Origin of the sequence: Bacillus cereus group sp. MYBK108-1 (assembly GCF_051917185.1) — a bacterium.
GTDB lineage: Bacteria > Bacillota > Bacilli > Bacillales > Bacillaceae_G > Bacillus_A > Bacillus_A cereus.
In genome coordinates, this window is sequence record NZ_JBQAHZ010000001.1 from 543,990 (window position 1) to 562,366 (window position 18,377).

Here is an 18,377-nt window from a genome sequence, read left to right on the forward strand (position 1 = left end):
CATACAATATTATGAAACTGACATTACAAACATTTTTTAGTATAGCATTTATATGATTCGTTTTCTATTAATTCCCAAAAGATAAAGGGCCTTGCAGCATTCCTACAAGGTCCCTCTTCTATCAATCTGTATCCGTAGCACAAATGAACCACATTTTCTGTTCCCTACTATCTAACACCATCCAAGTAACATCCCACGCAACATCGTAAAACCAATCTGTCCAAGGGCGATAGCTTTCGAACACTTTAATATCTTCGTATCGATTTTGGAACATATATTGACATACATTGACTGCTAATTGTTTTGCGATAACTGGTCGTTCCTTAAACCCTTCATATGCTCCGCCCCACAAAATTTGCGCAGCAATGCTACCATCAAGCATAACTGCCAGCTGCTCTTTAAAACGAAACTTATATTTGTCTGATGTATGTATTTTTAACTCTTCTAAGTTATTGATTATGTCTAAAGAGTTGAAGATTCTTCTAAAGAAGTGCTCATGTCCATCTTTCGAATGTGGTATTTCTTTAAAAAAATTTTCTTTATGCACTTTAAAACAGCTTATTATTGCTCCACCAATTAAGTTTTGTTCCTTAAACGTGTTTATAAGTTGCTCAACAGATGAGTCATTCGTGTCTATTTTTTCAAACGTTCCCTCTTTCCATCTCATAACGCCCACTACTCTCTATTAAAAATTTGTTTCTTCATTATAAATAGCAAAATAAAAACCAGCAACTTTAAGGTTGCTGGCTTAGCTCTTATTCATATTCGAAAAAACAATAACAACTGCTCCAAACAAATAATGCCCTACTACCATCCACACACTCCAATCAAAAATCATAAGCAATAACCAAAGTGATATATTAATAGCAGCAAATAATAAATATAAAATGAAATCTCTCTTTTGCATTGCTCCTCTATTCATCAAAATGCAAGCGGCACCGATAGGGGACAAAATAAAACAAAGGAAAAAGTTTTTCTTAACACCCACGGATACGAAATTACTGTCTGCATATGAATCTCCTTTTCATCATAATACTTGCTTCAACATCGGCCTCACTACCCTATATTTATCACTATAAGCTTCCTTTATGATTAAAGGTGGATATTCACTTTTTTCTTCCTCAATCATTGTGAATACTTCTGTTTTCTCTTGTAATGTATTAGATTCTCTATTTTTAGTAGGTTTTTTACTTGTTTTAATTTTCTTTGTTACTTCGCCAAGTTTTCGCCCAACTTCTTCTACTTTGACAGATTCATTCGTAACATAGTATTCTTGTTCGTCCCATACTAACATAGGTGGCACTTGTTCTCGTTTGTAACATATTATATAAGTAGTACTAGCTACAAGTAGTAGACAAGTTAATAAATAGAAGATAGTTTTTTTATTCATATACTACACTCCTTATCTATCATTTCATTGGATTATATAATACAAGTCATTTATAGTAAATGGATTTAGTGGTAATTTTTAGGTTGAACAATAAAGAAAAAACCTTACCGAAGTAAGGTTCCGTTTTTACATTCTATAGTGACCGACTTATTAAAACAATCATTACAATAATCGCTATAAACATAACAACTAAACAGCCGATCATTTTATAAAATCCTCGTTTCGTTAACGTCCCGCCTTGAACGTCTTTACGAATAAATAAGAATACTGCTAAAAATAATACAAGCCCAATGCCAAAAGCATACATCATTTGCATATGTTAATCTTCCTTTCTCTCTTCCATCTTAATATCTTTTTGCCAAAACAACAAATGAGATAAAGACGGTACTCATCGTAAGTGCCATAAGTATATTCAATAATTCAGTAGCAGATAGTGTAAGTATTTTTAAGTTTAAGCTGATAGAGAAAAGAAGATAATATGCCGTTAACGCAAAAAAGCTGAAGAACATTCCTTTATAACGAATGAGTTTCATTCGCTCATCTTTTTCTTTAAATTGCGGGTGTAAGTAACTAAGGCAGAAACACATAACCATCATTGCAAGTAACGTATAAGTAGGACTTGGCGGTGCAGAATGCGTCATTATACCTGTTAATATCATAAATCCACTCATAAATAGAAAAATAATCCCCATAATTACAAAGTACTTTTGTGAATAGTTCATTCTTATTCCCCCTCTTCTTTTCCTTCATAAATAAATACATGTTCTATTGTTGTCTGAAATGTTTTCGCTATTTCAAATGCTAACGGAAGTGATGGATCGTATTTCCCTTTTTCAATTGAAATGATGGTTTGTCTGGAAACTCCAAGTTTCTCAGCCAACTTTTCTTGAGATAGTCCAAATTTTTTTCGGTATTCGACCATTTTATTTTCCAAGGAAATTTCTCCCTCCTTCCATATATCGAGTATATATGTAAAGTAAACTTTACGTCAAGGTTCCTTTACATTTATTCCAATCATTTTTCACTCTATTTATATAGAAGAAACTTGTTCGATTTGAGCACGTCTATTTTGTAATAAAACATGGAACACTGTATGTAATCGTTACTATATTTCCTCCTCACCTTTTTTAAAATTTAATATCTTCATATTTGTTTTATCCTTTTAAAATATTTCATTCTCTTCTTTATTAGATGAAATGTGTTATTGGTTTTACGGTGTTTTTCGTCATATTTATAGAAACTAACTGTTTATGGAGCATTTTTTATGTTTAGCAACTTTTTTTGTAGAAATCCTTCACTTTCCTTTCAATATTTAACACTATCTAAATAAAGTTTACGATAAATTCATAATTTTTTATTTTTTATACTATATTCCGTTATATTGTTGTATAATATCTATGAAAGCGCTTATTATTTCAATATACATAATTCAAACTAATTTTATCGAAACATTCTAACTATTATACCTATATTTAAATGCAACAATTATAGCTATTAGTATAGGCATACCAAATATATCCACCCCATTTTTCTGTAAAATTACTTTATAACATGAAAGATTAACTTGGGTGATAAGTTATTGTGAATGTTTTTTTACAAAACAGATAAGTAATAGTGTTTGGTATTATGTAAATTATTGTAATAACATAAGAGTAAAGAAAACATTTACATTGATTATTGATTTATTACTTATTGAAAAAGAGCAAAATGCACCTTTGTATGGAAAAGGATTATATGCATTGGGAGGTTTAAACAAATGACGAGGAAGAATACAACGACAAACCCTTGGGCCAAGTTCCACGGTCCGAACCTTGGTTATGTTATTGAACAGTATGATCTTTACGTAACTGGAGCAGGTTCTGTTGATCCGGAATTACAAGAGCTTTTTGAAATTTTTGGAGCTCCTTCGTTTCAAGATGATGTCGTAACAGGGGACAACACAGCAACACATTTTTCTCCTCAAAACACAGGTAACATTGAAAAAATTCTTAAAGTCGTTCAACTTGTTGAGCAGATTCGTTCTTTCGGGCACACGTTGGCTCACATCAACCCGATGGAAGATGCTGCAAATGGACAATCTCTTCTTGAGAAAGCATTGAACGAACTGAGCGATGCTGACTTGAAAGCGATTCCAGCGAAAACAGTATGGCCAGATGCACCAGAAGGTATTCACACTGCACTTGATGTAATTCATAGATTAAAAGACGTTTATACAAAATCTTTAGCTTATGAATTTTCTCATATACAAGATAGTGAAGAACGCGCGTGGTTGCATCAAATGGTGGAATCAAATTCATTGCGTCAACCACTATCAAATAAAAAACGAACTGCTCTTTTAAAACGTTTAACAGCTGTTGAAGGTTTCGAGCAATTCTTGCATAAAACATTCGTTGGGCAAAAACGTTTCTCTATCGAGGGCGTTGATATGCTTGTACCTGTTTTAGATGAAATTGTTCTAGAAGGTGCTAAAAACGGCGTTGAGGATGTCATGATTGGTATGGCTCACCGCGGTCGCCTAAGCGTACTTGCTCACGTATTAGAAAAACCATATAGCCACATGTTTGCTGAGTTCAAACATGCAAAAATAGAAGGCGCAGTGGCTAATTCTGGCTGGACTGGCGATGTGAAATACCACCTAGGTAGAGAACAAGTCGTTAGTAACGAAGAAGTTAGCACTCGCGTGACATTAGCAAATAACCCGAGTCATCTTGAGTTCGTGAATCCTGTAGTAGAAGGTTTCGCACGTGCTGCTCAAGAGAATCGTAAAAAATCTGGTCTTCCAGATCAAGATACTTCAAAATCATTCGTAATTTTAGTTCATGGTGATGCTGCATTCCCTGGTCAAGGTATTGTATCTGAGACACTCAACTTAAGCAGATTGAACGCGTATCAAACAGGCGGAACGATTCATGTTATAGCAAACAATGCAGTTGGTTTTACAACTGATAGCTATGATTCTCGTTCTACGAAATATTCTAGTGACCTTGCAAAAGGTTTCGATATTCCGATTGTTCACGTGAACGCTGATGATCCGGAAGCTTGTCTTGCAGCTGCTAACCTTGCGATTCAATATCGCATGTTGTTCAAAAAAGATTTCTTAATCGATTTAATTGGTTACCGCCGCTACGGTCATAACGAAATGGATGATCCAGCAGTTACGCAACCACAAGTGTACAAAAAAATTAAAAACCATCCAACTGTAAGGGCAATTTATGCAGATCAATTACAAGCTGCTGGTGTTCTAAATGCAGATGAGGTTGAAACAATTACACAGTTTACACAAGAGCAATTAAAATCCGACTATGCACAAGTACCACCAGCTGATACGAGCGACGCAACAATTCACGTTAAAGTACCAGATGTTGTTGCAAAAGGTATTCAACCAATTGATACTGGTGTTGAGATTGACTCACTTCGTGCAATTAATGAAGGTCTACTATCTTGGCCAGAAGGATTTAACGTATATCCGAAAGTGAAGAAAATTCTTGAGCGCCGTAAAGATGCTCTTGAAGAGAACGGTAAAATTGAATGGGCACTTGCTGAATCGTTAGCATTCGCTTCTATTTTACAAGAAGGTACGCCAATTCGTTTAACTGGTCAAGATTCACAGCGTGGTACATTCGCACACCGTCATATCGTATTACACGATACTGATACAAATGAAACATATTCACCGTTACATCGCTTACCAAACATTAATGCATCGTTCTCTGTTCATAACAGTCCGTTATCAGAGGCTGCTGTTGTTGGTTACGAATATGGTTATAACGTATTCGCTCCAGAAACTCTTGTTATGTGGGAAGCGCAATATGGTGACTTCTCAAATACTGCGCAAGCATTATTTGATCAATATGTTTCAGCTGGAAGAGCAAAATGGGGTCAAAAGTCTGGCTTAGTTCTTCTATTACCACACGGTTATGAAGGTCAAGGACCAGAGCACTCTAGTGCACGTCCAGAGCGTTTCTTACAGTTAGCTGCTGAGAATAACTGGACAGTTGCAAACTTAACGAGCGCGGCTCAATACTTCCATATCCTGCGTCGTCAAGCATCTATCTTAGGAACAGAAGCTGTTCGACCATTAGTATTGATGACGCCGAAGAGTTTATTACGTCACCCACTTACGCTTTCAACTGCTAGTCAGTTAAGCGAAGGACGTTTCCAACCTGCTTTAGAACAAGAAAACCTTGGCATGAAACCAAATAAAGTAAAACGTCTTGTTTTAAGCACAGGTAAAATGGCGATTGACTTAGCAGCAGAAATCGAGTCGGGTAAACATGAGTACAACTTAGACGAAGTTCATGTCGTTCGTATTGAGCAATTGTACCCATTCCCTGCTGAGAAAGTTCAATCTATTATTAAACGCTTTAAAAACTTAGAAGAAATCATTTGGGTTCAAGAAGAACCTCGTAATATGGGCGCATGGCATTACATGGCTCCAATTCTGTTCGAACTTGCTGGAGATAAAGTGAAAACAGGCTACATTGGACGTCCTGATCGTTCTAGTCCATCTGGCGGCGATCCATTCGCTCACAAAGCTGAGCAAGAGCTAATTGTTGCACATGCTTTAGATGTGAAGTATAACTTCCGTCAAGATAAACAAGAAATTGAAGTTTACAGCAACTAAAAAGTAACAATGAAGGTTTCTAGCTTGTTCCTTGGGCAGAATATCTGCCCAAGGCCAGGCTAACAAATGGAGATTACCGAAGACAAAAGAAGAAAAAACACACCGTTAGGCAAATAAGGGGAGGACATTTAAAATGATCGAAATTAAAGTACCTGAGCTTGCAGAATCTATTACTGAAGGAACTATTTCACAATGGCTTATCAACGTAGGCGACAAAGTTGAGAAAGGTGGCAGCGTTGTTGAGCTTGAAACTGATAAAGTCAATGTAGAAATCATTGCAGAAGATTCAGGTATTGTATCGAAGTTACTAGGCGAACCTGGGGATACAGTTGAAGTTGGCGCAACTATCGCAATTTTAGATGCTAATGGAGCACCAGTTGCAGTAAGTACACCTGCACCGGCTGCTGAGCAACCAAAACAAGAAACAGCTGAAGCACCGAAAGCTGCGGCACCAAGTGCTGAGCAAACTGCAACACTACAAGGGTTACCAAATACAAACCGTCCTATCGCATCACCAGCTGCTAGAAAGATGGCTCGTGAATTAGGAATCGACTTAAACGACGTACGTAGTACAGATCCACTTGGACGCGTGAGACCACATGATGTACAAGCTCATGCTGCAGCACCAAAAGAAGCACCAGCTGCTCCAAAGAGTCCAGCTCCTGCTCCAGTTGCAAAAACGGAATTCGAAAAACCAGTTGAGCGCGTGAAAATGTCCCGCCGCCGTCAAACAATTGCAAAACGTCTTGTAGAAGTTCAACAAACATCTGCAATGTTAACAACATTTAACGAAGTTGATATGAGTGCGATCATGGAATTACGTAAAGAACGCAAAGATGCTTTCGAGAAAAAACATGATGTACGTCTTGGCTTCATGTCATTCTTCACAAAAGCAGTTGTTGCAGCATTAAAACAATTCCCATTATTAAATGCTGAAATTCAAGGTGACGAGCTTATCATTAAAAAATTCTATGATATCGGTATTGCAGTAGCAGCTCCAGATGGATTAGTTGTTCCAGTTGTACGCGATGCTAACCAATTAAACTTCGCTGAAATCGAAAGCGAAATTCGTGAATTAGGTAAAAAAGCACGCGATAACAAACTTTCATTAAAAGAACTACAAGGTGGTACATTTACAATTACAAACGGTGGTGTATTCGGTTCTCTAATGTCAACACCGATCCTAAATAGCCCTCAAGTTGGTATTTTAGGAATGCATAAAATCCAAGTACGCCCAGTTGCAATTGATAACGAGCGTATGGAAAACCGCCCAATGATGTACATTGCTTTATCTTACGATCACCGTATTGTTGATGGTAAAGAAGCAGTTAGCTTCCTTGTTGCTGTTAAAGATATGCTTGAAGATCCAAAATCATTATTATTAGAAGGTTGATGGATTAATAATCTAATATATAAAGGCTGTAGAATACATCATTCTACAGCCTTTTTTTGCGTTCATACGGGACAAATGTCATGACATAAGCTAATAATGTACGCCTAAACGTAAGGAGGATTAAAATGAATAACCTTCCAATTCATGCAAAACTTAAAGTAAATAAGGATACTTTCTTCCTCCCCGATTCAAACGGGGGTGTCTATTTTCGAAATAACGCCAGTTCATTTCGCATGGACGGTGATGGAATTTATGACTGGATTGAAAAATTAATGCCAATGTTTAACGGAAATTATTCTTTAGCAGAAATAACCGATGGCCTCCCTCTCCCCTATCAAAATCGGGTATTTGAAATTGGAGAGATTTTATATGAAAATGGTTTCGTTCGCGATGCAAATCAAGATGCACCCCATGAATTAAACAGTATATTACTCGACAGATATGCTTCACAAATTGAATTTTTAGAGGCTGATTCTCATTCAGGTGCTTTAAAATTTGAAACGTACCGCGGAGCAAATGTCCTTGTACTTGGCTCTGGGGATATGCTTACTTCTTTAGTTTCTTCTTTATTAGAATCTGGTTTACCTACATTTCATTACCTCGTTACAGATCGAGATGAAACAAACTATGACAGAATACATGAGCTAATAGAACGTGCATATGAAGTTGATAACAGTGTACTCCTTCAAGAAATCGATACTACAATTGACCGTCCCTTGCATGAAGTATTCGAACCTTTTGATTGGATTTTATATGTTTCTCAAAATGGAGACATTGACGGTTTAAAAACAGTTCACACTATTTGTAGAGAAACGAAAAAGAATTTTATACCAGCTATTTGTTTATCAACACTCGGTATAGCTGGACCTGTCGTAACGGAAAATCGTGATGAATGCTGGGAATCCGCATGGCATCGGCTACATGAAACGACTTTGCAAAATGAAAATTCATCAGATTCCTTCTCACCAATTACATCTGCCATGTTAGCAAATGTAATCGTTTTTGAAATGTTTAAACATGTCGCGGATGATTCATATCGTGAAAAAGAATCACAATTCTTTTTATTAAACTATGAAACACTTGAAGGAACGTGGCATCCTTTTATAAAACACCCTCTTGCAACTGATGAAAGTTTTACAATTGATACGATAGAAAATCTTTCTGAAAAACTTGAGCATCGGTATGGCCAACATACTTCAACTGATGTATTCCGCTTTTTCGACTCATTAACTTCTAAAGAAGCCGGTATATTCCATGTATGGGATGAACAAGATTCATATCAATTACCGTTATCACAGTGCTATATTCAAGTAGCCACTCCACTATCAGATGGCCCAGCTCACCTTCTGCCTCTTATGACTCGCAGTGGATTAACTCATAATGAAGCACGCCGAGAAGCTGGTTTAACAGGAATTGAAACATATGTAGCAGAAATCATTCACCGCCTTATTCCTGAACATAACGATATCGGTATCGGTGCTGGAGAAACGATGACAGAAGGATTTTACCGGGCACTACAACAACATTTAAACAATAAACTGTATGAGCGGCAGTCACATATGCTAGAAGAACTTACAACGATTGATTTAACTGATATTCACGATAAACATTGTAGATTTTATTACGATGCTCTTGCTACAATTCATGAAACACCTAAAATTGCAATGAGTGAAGAGATTCTCAGTTTTCCAGTCATTTGGGTTGGTATAAATGATAGATGGTACGGTGCATCTAATATTAATATGACGTTAGCCTTACGGAACGCACTACAACTATCACTGCTCCACATTCAAAGTGAAGAGACTCCTTACAGAGCTAATATCTTGCCTGAATCATCTATTATTTTATATGACACGGATTCTTTTAGAGTGGAAATACAAGCGGAAGAAGAAATTCCAAGTGTGCAATCTTTACAGCTTGCCTTACAGCATTTAGAAGAACATAATTTTTATCCCTTCGTGTTTGATTTAGCAATCGAACCATTTTTGAAAGAAAACTTAGACGGTGTGTATGGGGTATTAATTGCAAAGGAGGACGGTCTATGACTCAAAATATATTGCTTATAGGAGATGGCCTTCTTGCAGACTATGCACATGATCAATTATGCAAACAATATTCCATCATTCGTCAGCATACCCTTCCAGAAGTACTTCCTGAAAATATTCATCTCGCTCTCGTATTACATGACGGATCTCCTTCTACTATTCATCATGACGCTGAGCTAATTTTTCGGTCAAATCATATTCCATGGCTACGTGGTTTTACTTCATTTGGCGAAGGTATTATCGGTCCTTACATTCATCCTCTTACGCCCGGATGTTCCCATTGTTCTGATGGACGCCGTTTTATCGCTGGCTTTGACCAAAAAGAAATGTGGGAACTACAGCGGAAATATGCCTTTAAAGCAGATGATGTAACGAGGCGTGATGTACGTGCCACCCAAAATGGAATGTTACAAATGTGCCATCTTATTTGCGCAGAAACAGAAAAAATATTAACTCATAACCATTCTTCTTTAGAAAATGAACTTATTTTACTAAACTTACAAACATTACAATGTACGCGGCATTCTTTTCTTCCAGATCCTCTCTGTCCTGTATGTAGTAATTTACCTAATGATACTGCGGATGCGGCGGAAATTTCTTTACAACCGAGTTTAAAAGTAAGCACCGAAACGTATCGCTGCCGTTCCATTCATGAATTAAACACATTTTTAACGAGAGACTATTTAGATTATCGGGTCGGTATGTTGAACGGCAAAATGCAGCATTCATTATTACCATTCGCTGACGTCATTATAAACATGCCATTAATGTTCGGAAATGAAGGTGTTGCAGGCCGAACTCATTCATTTGCAGTGAGTGAAGCAACTGCTATTTTAGAAGGTTTAGAACGATATTGCGGGATGTCGCCTCGCGGGAAAAAGACAAATGTGCATGGTAGTTTTCATGATTTAGAAGAACACGCACTAAATCCCCTCTCGCTCGGTGTACATACAAATGAACATTACAATCGTGATAATTTTCCATTTAAACCGTTTGATCCTGATTATGAGCAAAACTGGGTATGGGGATATTCTTTATCACAAAACAGACCGCTTTTAGTTCCTGAATCAATTGCTTATTATAGCCTCGGTCATCGAGACGCTTTCGTGTATGAAACATCAAATGGATGTGCAATTGGCGGTAGTTTAGAAGAAGCGATTTTTCACGGCATTTTAGAAATTGTAGAGCGTGATGCCTTCTTACTCACTTGGTATGCCGAATTACCTCTTCCCCGCCTTGATCTTAATTCAGCAAATGATACAGAATTACAATTAATGATCCAGCGGTTACGTACGATTACCGGATATGAATTACACGCTTTTAACGCGACGATGGAACACGGCATCCCGAGCTTATGGGTAATTGCAAAAAATACGCGTGAAAATGGAATGAACGTTGTTTGTGCGGGAGGCGCTCATTTAGATCCTATTCGAGCCTTAAAAAGCGCCATTCAAGAAATAGCAGGCATGTTACTTATAACAGACGATGAGCTCGAGCACAAAAGAGAATACTACGAAAAATGCTTACAAGATCCTTATTTCGTTAATAAAATGGAAGACCATAGTATGCTGTATGGATTGAAAGAAACGGATGAACGTCTTCACTTCCTTTTACGAGAAGATGCACCGGTGCAAATGTTCCAAGAAATGAATGTATCACAATCATTTGATATGGATTTAACATCCGATCTCCACCAACTTTTAAATCGTTTGCATCAATCTGACCTTGAAGTAATCGTTGTAGATCAAACCGTTCCCCTTATAGAAAAGAACGGACTACACTGTGTAAAAGTTATTATTCCAGGTATGTTACCGATGACGTTCGGACACCATCTTACTCGGGTTACAGGACTGGACCGGATATATACCGTACCGATGACACTTGGATATACAGACGAACCTTTAACAAATGAAAGATTAAATCCACATCCACATCCGTTTCCATAGTAAAGGAGGGATTTCATGCAGCTAAATACTTTTTTACATCATCTCCATTTCTCTATCGATGAAATTATGCCAAATCATGAGGTGGACTGGAAAGACGCACCGCTTCCTTATAAATTATATCGAAATGTACCTACCATCCCGCTCTCCTTAGAAATCCCGTTATCTTTATCGAACTCTTCTACTACACCTACTCTAAATGAGATTGGTCACTACCTTTGGTATTCATTTGGTGTAACACAATTATGTCAGCTAAATAGCGGGAGAAATGTATTACGTAGATCCATTCCTTCAGGCGGCGCCTTATACCCTAATGAATTGTATATCTATTTAAAGATTGACGATTATCCAGACGGCATTTACCATTATGACGCCGCGCATCACCGGCTTATTTTACTTCGCGAAGGAAATTTCGATTCTTATTTAGCAAACGCACTCGGTAACCGCTGTAACATACAGGATTGTTTCGGTGCCGCATTCGTATCCACTATGTTTTGGAAAAACTTCTTTAAATACAATAACTTTTCATATCGCCTTCAAGGATTAGATAGCGGGGTTCTCATTGGACAATTACTTGAATGTGCCAAACAGTTCGGTTATACGAACGGCGTATACTTTCAATTTCTAGACCGTGCACTGAACCATTTACTCGGATTGTCAGAAGGTGAAGAAAGTGTGTATGCCGTTATTCCTTTAAGTACAGAGCTAGAAACTAATTGGTTTCACAATGATTACCATGAAAATAAAACAGTTACTTCTCATGAGTTGTTGCAACAAATTCCGCCGCTCGCACATGAACATTTCGTTCGCTCAAAACATGTAGATGAATATCCGATGATAACAAAAATAAATGAAGCTTCTATGATCGAATCGACAGCACACTTCCAAACACTAGCTCATGAAGAGCACTATCAATATCATGAGCATGCTGTACAACTGCCGAAAGTAGAGCGTTTATCTTATGATTTCTTGCAACTTTGCAGAAAACGGTATTCCCCTGATGCTGACTTTACTTTAACGAAATGGGATGCAGCCGAGCTCGCTACTTTACTACAAGAAGCGAGCCTCTCCCTCCCTTATTCCAACGACCTTGATGGTAAGTATATAAATGAAAATGCGCGCGTCTCATTATATGGATGTTTCTATAATGTAAAAGATATAAAAAACGGCGCTTACACTTATAACAGTAAAACGCATTCCATACAACCACTTCGATATGGGGACCTTCGTTATCCTCTTCAATCTAGTATGACGATGGATAACGTAAACCTTTTTCAAGTATCACTTTGCCTACATGTAGTCGGAAAGAAAGATTATTATACAAATGCATTAGGCTATAGAGGGTACCGTATTCATCAAATGGAAGCAGGTATACTTGTTCATAAACTCGTTTTTGCAGCGACCGCGATGGGGATGGGCGGGCATCCTTTACTTAGTTTTGATACAAATTCATGTGATCAATTGTACGGAATAGATGCTGGGAATGAAACATCTCTTATTCAAGTTCCAGTTGGGGCATATCGGGCGCGGAATTGGTTAAAAGGGGCTTTGCATTGTTAGAAGCACGCCGTCTATCGGCGTGCTTTTTTACTAGATTAACTTAAAAATACTCTTAATTTGTCTAGCAAATAACCAATTTTTCGTACCGTAGTTATCATTTAAACTATCTAAGTTGATAGATTGTCCGTTAGCAAACTTTAATTCTAACGTAGTATTTTTGTCATTTGTTTTTAAGTTACTATTTGTAATGGCATCATACTTTAATTTTTCAATCTCAACATATTCGTCTTTTTCTTGTCCAATCACGACATGGTCTTGGAAGAAGAAAAATACTTCTACTTTTTTACCGAAACAAAATACATTTTTCGTATAAATTAATGTCGCGTTATCAAGTCCGACACATACTTCTTTCATTTCTTCCACAACGTGTCCAAAGTCTTCTTCATGTCTTGCATTTGATTCAGCAATCCATTCTTCGATTGTTTTCATGTTAATTGCCATACTGCGCCCCCTGGTTCGTTCATTGCTTCGTTTAAAAAATAAATACTATATGAAAATATAAGCGATACTTAATATGTTTTCAAGGGGAAACGGTATATTCAAAATAAAGTGAAACTTTAATCAGTGGGAGCTTACTGCCCGCAAATAGCGGGATAAAGTTAAATTTCAAATTAATATAAAAGGAACACCAATTTCATTAAATTTTAAACGTTTGAACGAGACATTCTTCATCATCAATTAGCTGCGCTCTCTCATCAAATTCAATGTTTAGTTCTTTATACACTTTCTTCCAAAACGACAATGCTGGTACATTTTTTACAAGTTCGATAACGAAATATTGTCCTCTTTTCTCTTCTAGTAAATTCTCAACAGCTTGTTTACCGATTCCTTTTCCTTTATATTGATTCAATATGAAAATATCATTAATACCAAAATCATTTTCCTTCTTCAAAAACGGACGTTCCAGTAGTAATAAGAATCCTACAATACTATGATCAACTTTTATAAAATACGGCGTGATTCCGTCATTTTTCCAAAACATATGCAAATCTTCGTATTCAAAAAATCCGTTCGCTCCGATAGTTATATTCATAGTGAACTTAGAAAGGTCATGAAGATATAAAGCGTACAAATTACGTAATATTTCTTTTTCTGATTCTTGAACTTTTTGAAGTGCTACAATCATAAAAAAACTCCCCTTCCACATATGTAACTATTTCCCGATCCTCTTCATTCGACAAAAATGATAATTCCCCTTTAACAAAAAAATAGCACTTTAAAAAGTGCTATTCCGCTCTCCTTGCCGCTTGCTGAATTGGATCCCAAACGCTGTTATATGGTGGGGCATAACTTAAGTCGACATCTTCTAAATCGTGAATGCTCATTTTATTGAAGAGTGCCATTGCGATTACATCAATCCGTTTATCTACACCTTCTTCTCCAATTACTTGTCCGCCTAATAATTGTTTCGTGTCGGAACGGTATAGTAATTTCAAGTAAAGTGGTTTCGCATTTGGATAATAGCCCGCCATATTAGTCGAATCTATTTTGACTGTTTTATACGGGATGTGTAGCCCTTTCGCTTCTTTTTCATTTAATCCTGTTCTTGCAAGCGTCAAATCCATAAATTTAATAATGCCTGTACCTAACGTACCTTTAAATGCTCTTCGTTTATCAAGCATATTCAGTCCAGCAAGTCGCCCTTGTTTATTGGCAGTCGTTCCGAGCGGGATATGATCATGAATTTCCTTTATAACGTGGTAATGTGTTGCGCAATCACCAGCTGCATATACGTCTTGCACATTCGTTTGCATATATGCATTTACTTCAATTGCCCCTTTATGATTCTTACGTATATTTGTTCCTTCAAGAAAATCAGTATTTGGCTTCACTCCGACAGATACTAAAACAAGATCCGCTTTATACGTACCTTTATCCGTTTCAACTGCTTCTACTCGTTCATTCCCTTTGAATGCTTTTACATTTTCATTCGTTAAAATTTCAATATGATGTTTATCTGCTTCTTTATGTATGTACTCTGCCATATCTGCATCATAAATCGTACCGATATGATCATTTCGCTCAATCATTCTTACTTTCTTACCAAGTTCGACGAATGTTTCTGCCATCTCAAGTCCAATGGCACCACCGCCAATAATCGTTACATCTTCAACTTTATTCGTTTCTAGCGTTTTTAATATGCGCTCAGCATCAGGAATTGTTTTTAAAAGATGAACGCCTTGTAATTCCCGTCCTTCCCATTCTGGCATAACAGGACGCACTCCAGTCGCAATTAATAATCGATCGTACGGTAATTCAAAGACATCTTTCGTCTTCGTATGCTCTGCGTACACCATTTTCTTTTCCGTATCTACTTTCGTTACTTCATGACGCACTTTCGCATCAATTCCATATTTCTCACGAAACGTCTTTACGTTACGCGCGATTAACTTTTCAGTTGAAGCGATAGCACCACTAATGACGTACGGTAATCCACACTGAGCGTACGAATAAATTTCACCTTTTTCTAAAGTTACAACATTTGCATTTTCATCGTTTCTAACAATTTGCATCGCTGCACTCATACCAGCTGCATCTCCGCCAATAATGACATAGTTCACTTTACCACTCCTTCTTTTTTACATACTCTTTACGTTTTCCATATTTTATAGAAATAACACCTACTTCCATTGTAAAGAAAGAGAATTTTATCTTCAAATTTGTTGCACAAACTTATACGTGAATAGGTAACTGTCGTGTCTTATAAACAATATGTTTAATATGCTATAACAGTTACTATTGAAAGTAGGTGAAATATATGTGCGCCGGCCTTCTCGCCCAGCTTCCAGATGAACCGCAAGAACCAAAAGAACCGAAACCCGCCGTCTCACTTGACCAAGAATTTTCCATTAATGCAACAATATATAGCGCTCGTGCTTGGTTATCTAACGATGATACGTTTGCGCAAGATATTTGGAAAGCTACCCAATTCGCTTCAGCATCACATGCTGGCAAGTCCATCTTTCCAGTCGGTTCTGTTAAAATTATAAACTTCTCTGATGATACAATTACTGTTACTGCTTCACCAGAATCAGATCATGCGCTCAAAATAGTCGTACCACCCCATTCCGAGGCTGCCCTAACGTCTGGTCCTTTATCACATATACAAGCTAGTACATCAGGAGGATCAAGTAAAGTCACATTTCTCTTTCATATCTTTTTCTCAAGGGATCCTGGTCCAGCTAAATAACGATAGAAAAGGTACAGCAATATACACTGTACCTTTTTCAAGTGCCTATTCTCTTGATTTGATTAGTTCAATATTATAAGTTTCGATATCTGTTAACTTTCCTTTAAAATAAGGATTTTCTCTATACCAAGACTGTTTTGCAAAATACGCTTGCATATCTTTCGTTTGAAAAATATGTCCATGCCTTGCATATATTTCATTTCTAGCAATTTTCAACTGCTCTTTCGATAAATATGTTAAATCTGCGCTCGTTAATTTTCGAATATCACTATCAGGAAAGATGAAACCATTATATACATACCCAGTCGCGGGCGTTGGAGTAACATTATAAACAACTGTTTTTTCTGTATTTTTCTTTTGGAACGGAAGATTATAAGACAAAAGTGCCGTTACCGTCTCTACTTGTGTCGTTTCCCGTCCACTTTCTCCATTTCGTTCTAAATAAATCGTCGCACTTCCATCAGTCGCTACAGGCCCCCATGTAATTTCTTCTCCTGCCAGCGCTGTAACCGGTTTTTGATTTACGTACAATGTTGCACCAGGCGCGTTCGTTTGAACTGTAATATATTGACCTTGCAACGTTAAATCTATCGTTACGTTATTTTGGCTTTGTTTCATAAGTACAACCTTTTCCTCACGAGATAATTTTACATAGTCATTTTTATAATCTGATTGAAACACTTGATTTCCCGGAAGAAATGGCCCATATTGCTTCTCAAACTTTTTGTCATCTGTCTTATCAATTTCTTTTCCGTTCATTTTTAACGATACGCCTTTTTCATTTGTAAGCAAAGTTGTATAGTACGTCTTCGCTTTCAATTTATATCGATCAAATATAAAGAAATACTTTCCGTCTTTCGTTAATGAAAAATCAGCTCTTTCTATTCCATCCCGTTGTTTTTCACCTTGTCTCAAATATCCTTTTAATTCATTTACGTAAGATGGATTTTCTTTTATATATGAAAATAGAGGTGTTAAACTCTCTCTCGTTATCATAACCGATGGATCATCTGCCGTAACGATCTCAGCTAATTTCTCTCCGTCCCTCTCTTGTAAAATCGTAATCATCCGGTCTACTTGTGCCACCTGCGTATAATACGATGCTCCGTACAAATACAATCCAATAATCGCTATAACAAATAGTGCTAACAGTGTAATGCCAACTTTTGTACCACCGCTCATGTTCTTCTTTACTACAGGACGTCCCCTCTTCGACCCGCAGTTTTGACAAAATTGCACACCATCTTCAAACTGAGCTCCGCACTTTGTACATACATTCATCCAGTCAACCACCTTTTCATTAGAAGCCAGTTATTCCCTTTGTTAAGGCTTGAATTATCGTACTAATGTAAGACCAAAGTACAATGAACGTTGCAATTCCAATTAAAACATTTGCAATAATAAGTGTGTAAACGAGATCTAATCCGCCATTGTCTAGCTTTAATACGGCTACAGTTATACTAATCCCTATATAAGTTGCAGCTACGGATAATAATATAGGTAAGAAAAAGATTAATAAGAAACTAAAAAGAAAAGAAAGGACTAATATGACAATAGTCGGCGTCGCTATCGTTCCCCATATACCAAATACTTCAAGAAACGAAAAAGACGATTTCATCATCTTACCACTTACAAAAATAATAAATCCGACAAATAAAGTTAAAATTAATAAAAAGAAAAAGACCGTTATAGATTCTCCAAAAAACGTGGGAGTAGATATATCTGGTGCAAATGTTCTCGTAACTGCTGATGCTGCACTCATCATTCTATAAAAAATACATGCTCCTAAAAAACAAATAAGAACAAGACTTACAATTCCATTTCGCACTTCAATAGCGCCGCTTTTCATAATCGCTGTCGGTGCTTGTAATGCATGTTTAAAAAATTGAAAATAGCCGCTCGCGAACCGCTTCGCTTGCTCTACCGTTTCATTTGGCCGAGCTTCCTTTGCTTGTGCCGCACGTACTTGTTCCGGCCCTTCTTCTTGGCCACTACTTGCCACTACTTCTTCCGTTAACGAATGTCCACAATTCCCGCAAAACTTTGCCTCCGCTGCATTTTCTGTATGACATGACGGACATTTCATTCTCTTATCCCTCCTTAAGCATATACCTTATAGGGTGTTACAAGTTCAATATATGACTTTGGACATAAAACATGACTACAAGAAAAAGATTCTGAAATCCTTCTTCCGAAAGAAAATATATGTGCTAGTAATCTTGAAAAAAAATG

16 protein-coding genes and 1 pseudogene are annotated in these 18,377 nt (G+C 37.0%); 6 read left to right on the top strand and 11 right to left on the bottom strand.

Annotated features, from left to right (window positions below):
- Window positions 1–121 precede the first annotated feature (121 nt).
- The 6 genes and pseudogenes from ACTFSL_RS02840 to ACTFSL_RS02865 form a co-directional block, all read right to left on the bottom strand.
- Window positions 122–667, bottom strand: a complete 546-nt coding sequence (locus ACTFSL_RS02840; protein WP_440041127.1) for a hypothetical protein — start codon at window positions 665–667, stop codon at window positions 122–124.
- 81 nt (window positions 668–748) lie between these two features.
- Window positions 749–1,011: pseudogene (locus ACTFSL_RS02845) on the bottom strand (hypothetical protein).
- A 16-nt stretch (window positions 1,012–1,027) separates the two neighbouring features.
- Window positions 1,028–1,390 (bottom strand): hypothetical protein, encoded by a 363-nt coding sequence (locus tag ACTFSL_RS02850; RefSeq protein ID WP_440041128.1) that lies wholly within the window; start codon window positions 1,388–1,390, stop codon window positions 1,028–1,030.
- 133 nt (window positions 1,391–1,523) lie between these two features.
- Window positions 1,524–1,706 carry a DUF3976 domain-containing protein gene (locus ACTFSL_RS02855; protein ID WP_001178303.1) on the bottom strand — a complete coding sequence of 61 codons (183 nt, stop codon included), beginning with the start codon at window positions 1,704–1,706 and terminating at the stop codon, window positions 1,524–1,526.
- A gap of 28 nt (window positions 1,707–1,734) precedes the next feature.
- On the bottom strand, window positions 1,735–2,112 hold the full coding sequence (locus ACTFSL_RS02860) for a hypothetical protein (RefSeq protein WP_001109913.1): 378 nt from the start codon (window positions 2,110–2,112) through the stop codon (window positions 1,735–1,737).
- Between the two features lie 2 nt (window positions 2,113–2,114).
- Window positions 2,115–2,324: a helix-turn-helix transcriptional regulator gene (locus tag ACTFSL_RS02865; RefSeq protein ID WP_000428506.1), complete on the bottom strand. Its 210-nt coding sequence runs from the start codon at window positions 2,322–2,324 to the stop codon at window positions 2,115–2,117.
- Between the two features lie 822 nt (window positions 2,325–3,146).
- Between ACTFSL_RS02865 and odhA the strand changes: the two genes are divergently transcribed.
- From odhA to ACTFSL_RS02890, 5 genes are all read left to right on the top strand, one after another.
- Window positions 3,147–6,014: a 2-oxoglutarate dehydrogenase E1 component gene (odhA, locus tag ACTFSL_RS02870; RefSeq protein WP_000197120.1), complete on the top strand. Its 2,868-nt coding sequence runs from the start codon at window positions 3,147–3,149 to the stop codon at window positions 6,012–6,014.
- Window positions 6,015–6,147: 133 nt separating this feature from the next.
- Window positions 6,148–7,407: a 2-oxoglutarate dehydrogenase complex dihydrolipoyllysine-residue succinyltransferase gene (odhB, locus tag ACTFSL_RS02875; RefSeq protein WP_000569896.1), complete on the top strand. Its 1,260-nt coding sequence runs from the start codon at window positions 6,148–6,150 to the stop codon at window positions 7,405–7,407.
- A 125-nt stretch (window positions 7,408–7,532) separates the two neighbouring features.
- Complete coding sequence (locus ACTFSL_RS02880) at window positions 7,533–9,452, top strand: putative thiazole-containing bacteriocin maturation protein (protein ID WP_440041130.1); 1,920 nt, start codon at window positions 7,533–7,535, stop codon at window positions 9,450–9,452.
- On the top strand, window positions 9,449–11,398 hold the full coding sequence (locus ACTFSL_RS02885) for a TOMM precursor leader peptide-binding protein (RefSeq protein WP_440041132.1): 1,950 nt from the start codon (window positions 9,449–9,451) through the stop codon (window positions 11,396–11,398). The genes ACTFSL_RS02880 and ACTFSL_RS02885 overlap by 4 nt, the downstream gene beginning before the upstream one ends.
- A 15-nt stretch (window positions 11,399–11,413) precedes the next feature.
- Window positions 11,414–12,955, top strand: coding sequence for a SagB family peptide dehydrogenase (locus tag ACTFSL_RS02890; protein WP_440041133.1), 1,542 nt, complete (start codon window positions 11,414–11,416; stop codon window positions 12,953–12,955).
- A gap of 30 nt (window positions 12,956–12,985) precedes the next feature.
- On the opposite strand, the gene ACTFSL_RS02895 is transcribed toward ACTFSL_RS02890, so the two are convergent.
- From ACTFSL_RS02895 to ACTFSL_RS02905, 3 genes are all read right to left on the bottom strand, one after another.
- Window positions 12,986–13,396, bottom strand: a complete 411-nt coding sequence (locus ACTFSL_RS02895; protein ID WP_000996782.1) for a DUF3908 family protein — start codon at window positions 13,394–13,396, stop codon at window positions 12,986–12,988.
- A gap of 196 nt (window positions 13,397–13,592) precedes the next feature.
- Window positions 13,593–14,081, bottom strand: a complete 489-nt coding sequence (locus ACTFSL_RS02900; RefSeq protein WP_440041134.1) for a GNAT family N-acetyltransferase — start codon at window positions 14,079–14,081, stop codon at window positions 13,593–13,595.
- A gap of 100 nt (window positions 14,082–14,181) precedes the next feature.
- Window positions 14,182–15,516 carry a CoA-disulfide reductase gene (locus tag ACTFSL_RS02905; protein WP_440041135.1) on the bottom strand — a complete coding sequence of 445 codons (1,335 nt, stop codon included), beginning with the start codon at window positions 15,514–15,516 and terminating at the stop codon, window positions 14,182–14,184.
- 197 nt (window positions 15,517–15,713) lie between these two features.
- On the opposite strand from ACTFSL_RS02905, the gene ACTFSL_RS02910 reads away from it, so the two are divergent.
- Entirely contained in the window at window positions 15,714–16,145 is a 432-nt protein-coding gene (locus ACTFSL_RS02910) for a hypothetical protein (protein ID WP_000332407.1), read from the top strand.
- A 45-nt stretch (window positions 16,146–16,190) separates the two neighbouring features.
- Here ACTFSL_RS02910 and ACTFSL_RS02915 read toward each other — a convergent pair whose 3' ends face one another.
- Window positions 16,191–17,426 (bottom strand): TcaA 3rd/4th domain-containing protein, encoded by a 1,236-nt coding sequence (locus ACTFSL_RS02915; RefSeq protein WP_078420623.1) that lies wholly within the window; start codon window positions 17,424–17,426, stop codon window positions 16,191–16,193.
- A 19-nt stretch (window positions 17,427–17,445) separates the two neighbouring features.
- Window positions 17,446–18,231 (bottom strand): zinc ribbon domain-containing protein, encoded by a 786-nt coding sequence (locus ACTFSL_RS02920; protein ID WP_000650098.1) that lies wholly within the window; start codon window positions 18,229–18,231, stop codon window positions 17,446–17,448.
- Between the last annotated feature and the right edge of the window lie 146 nt (window positions 18,232–18,377).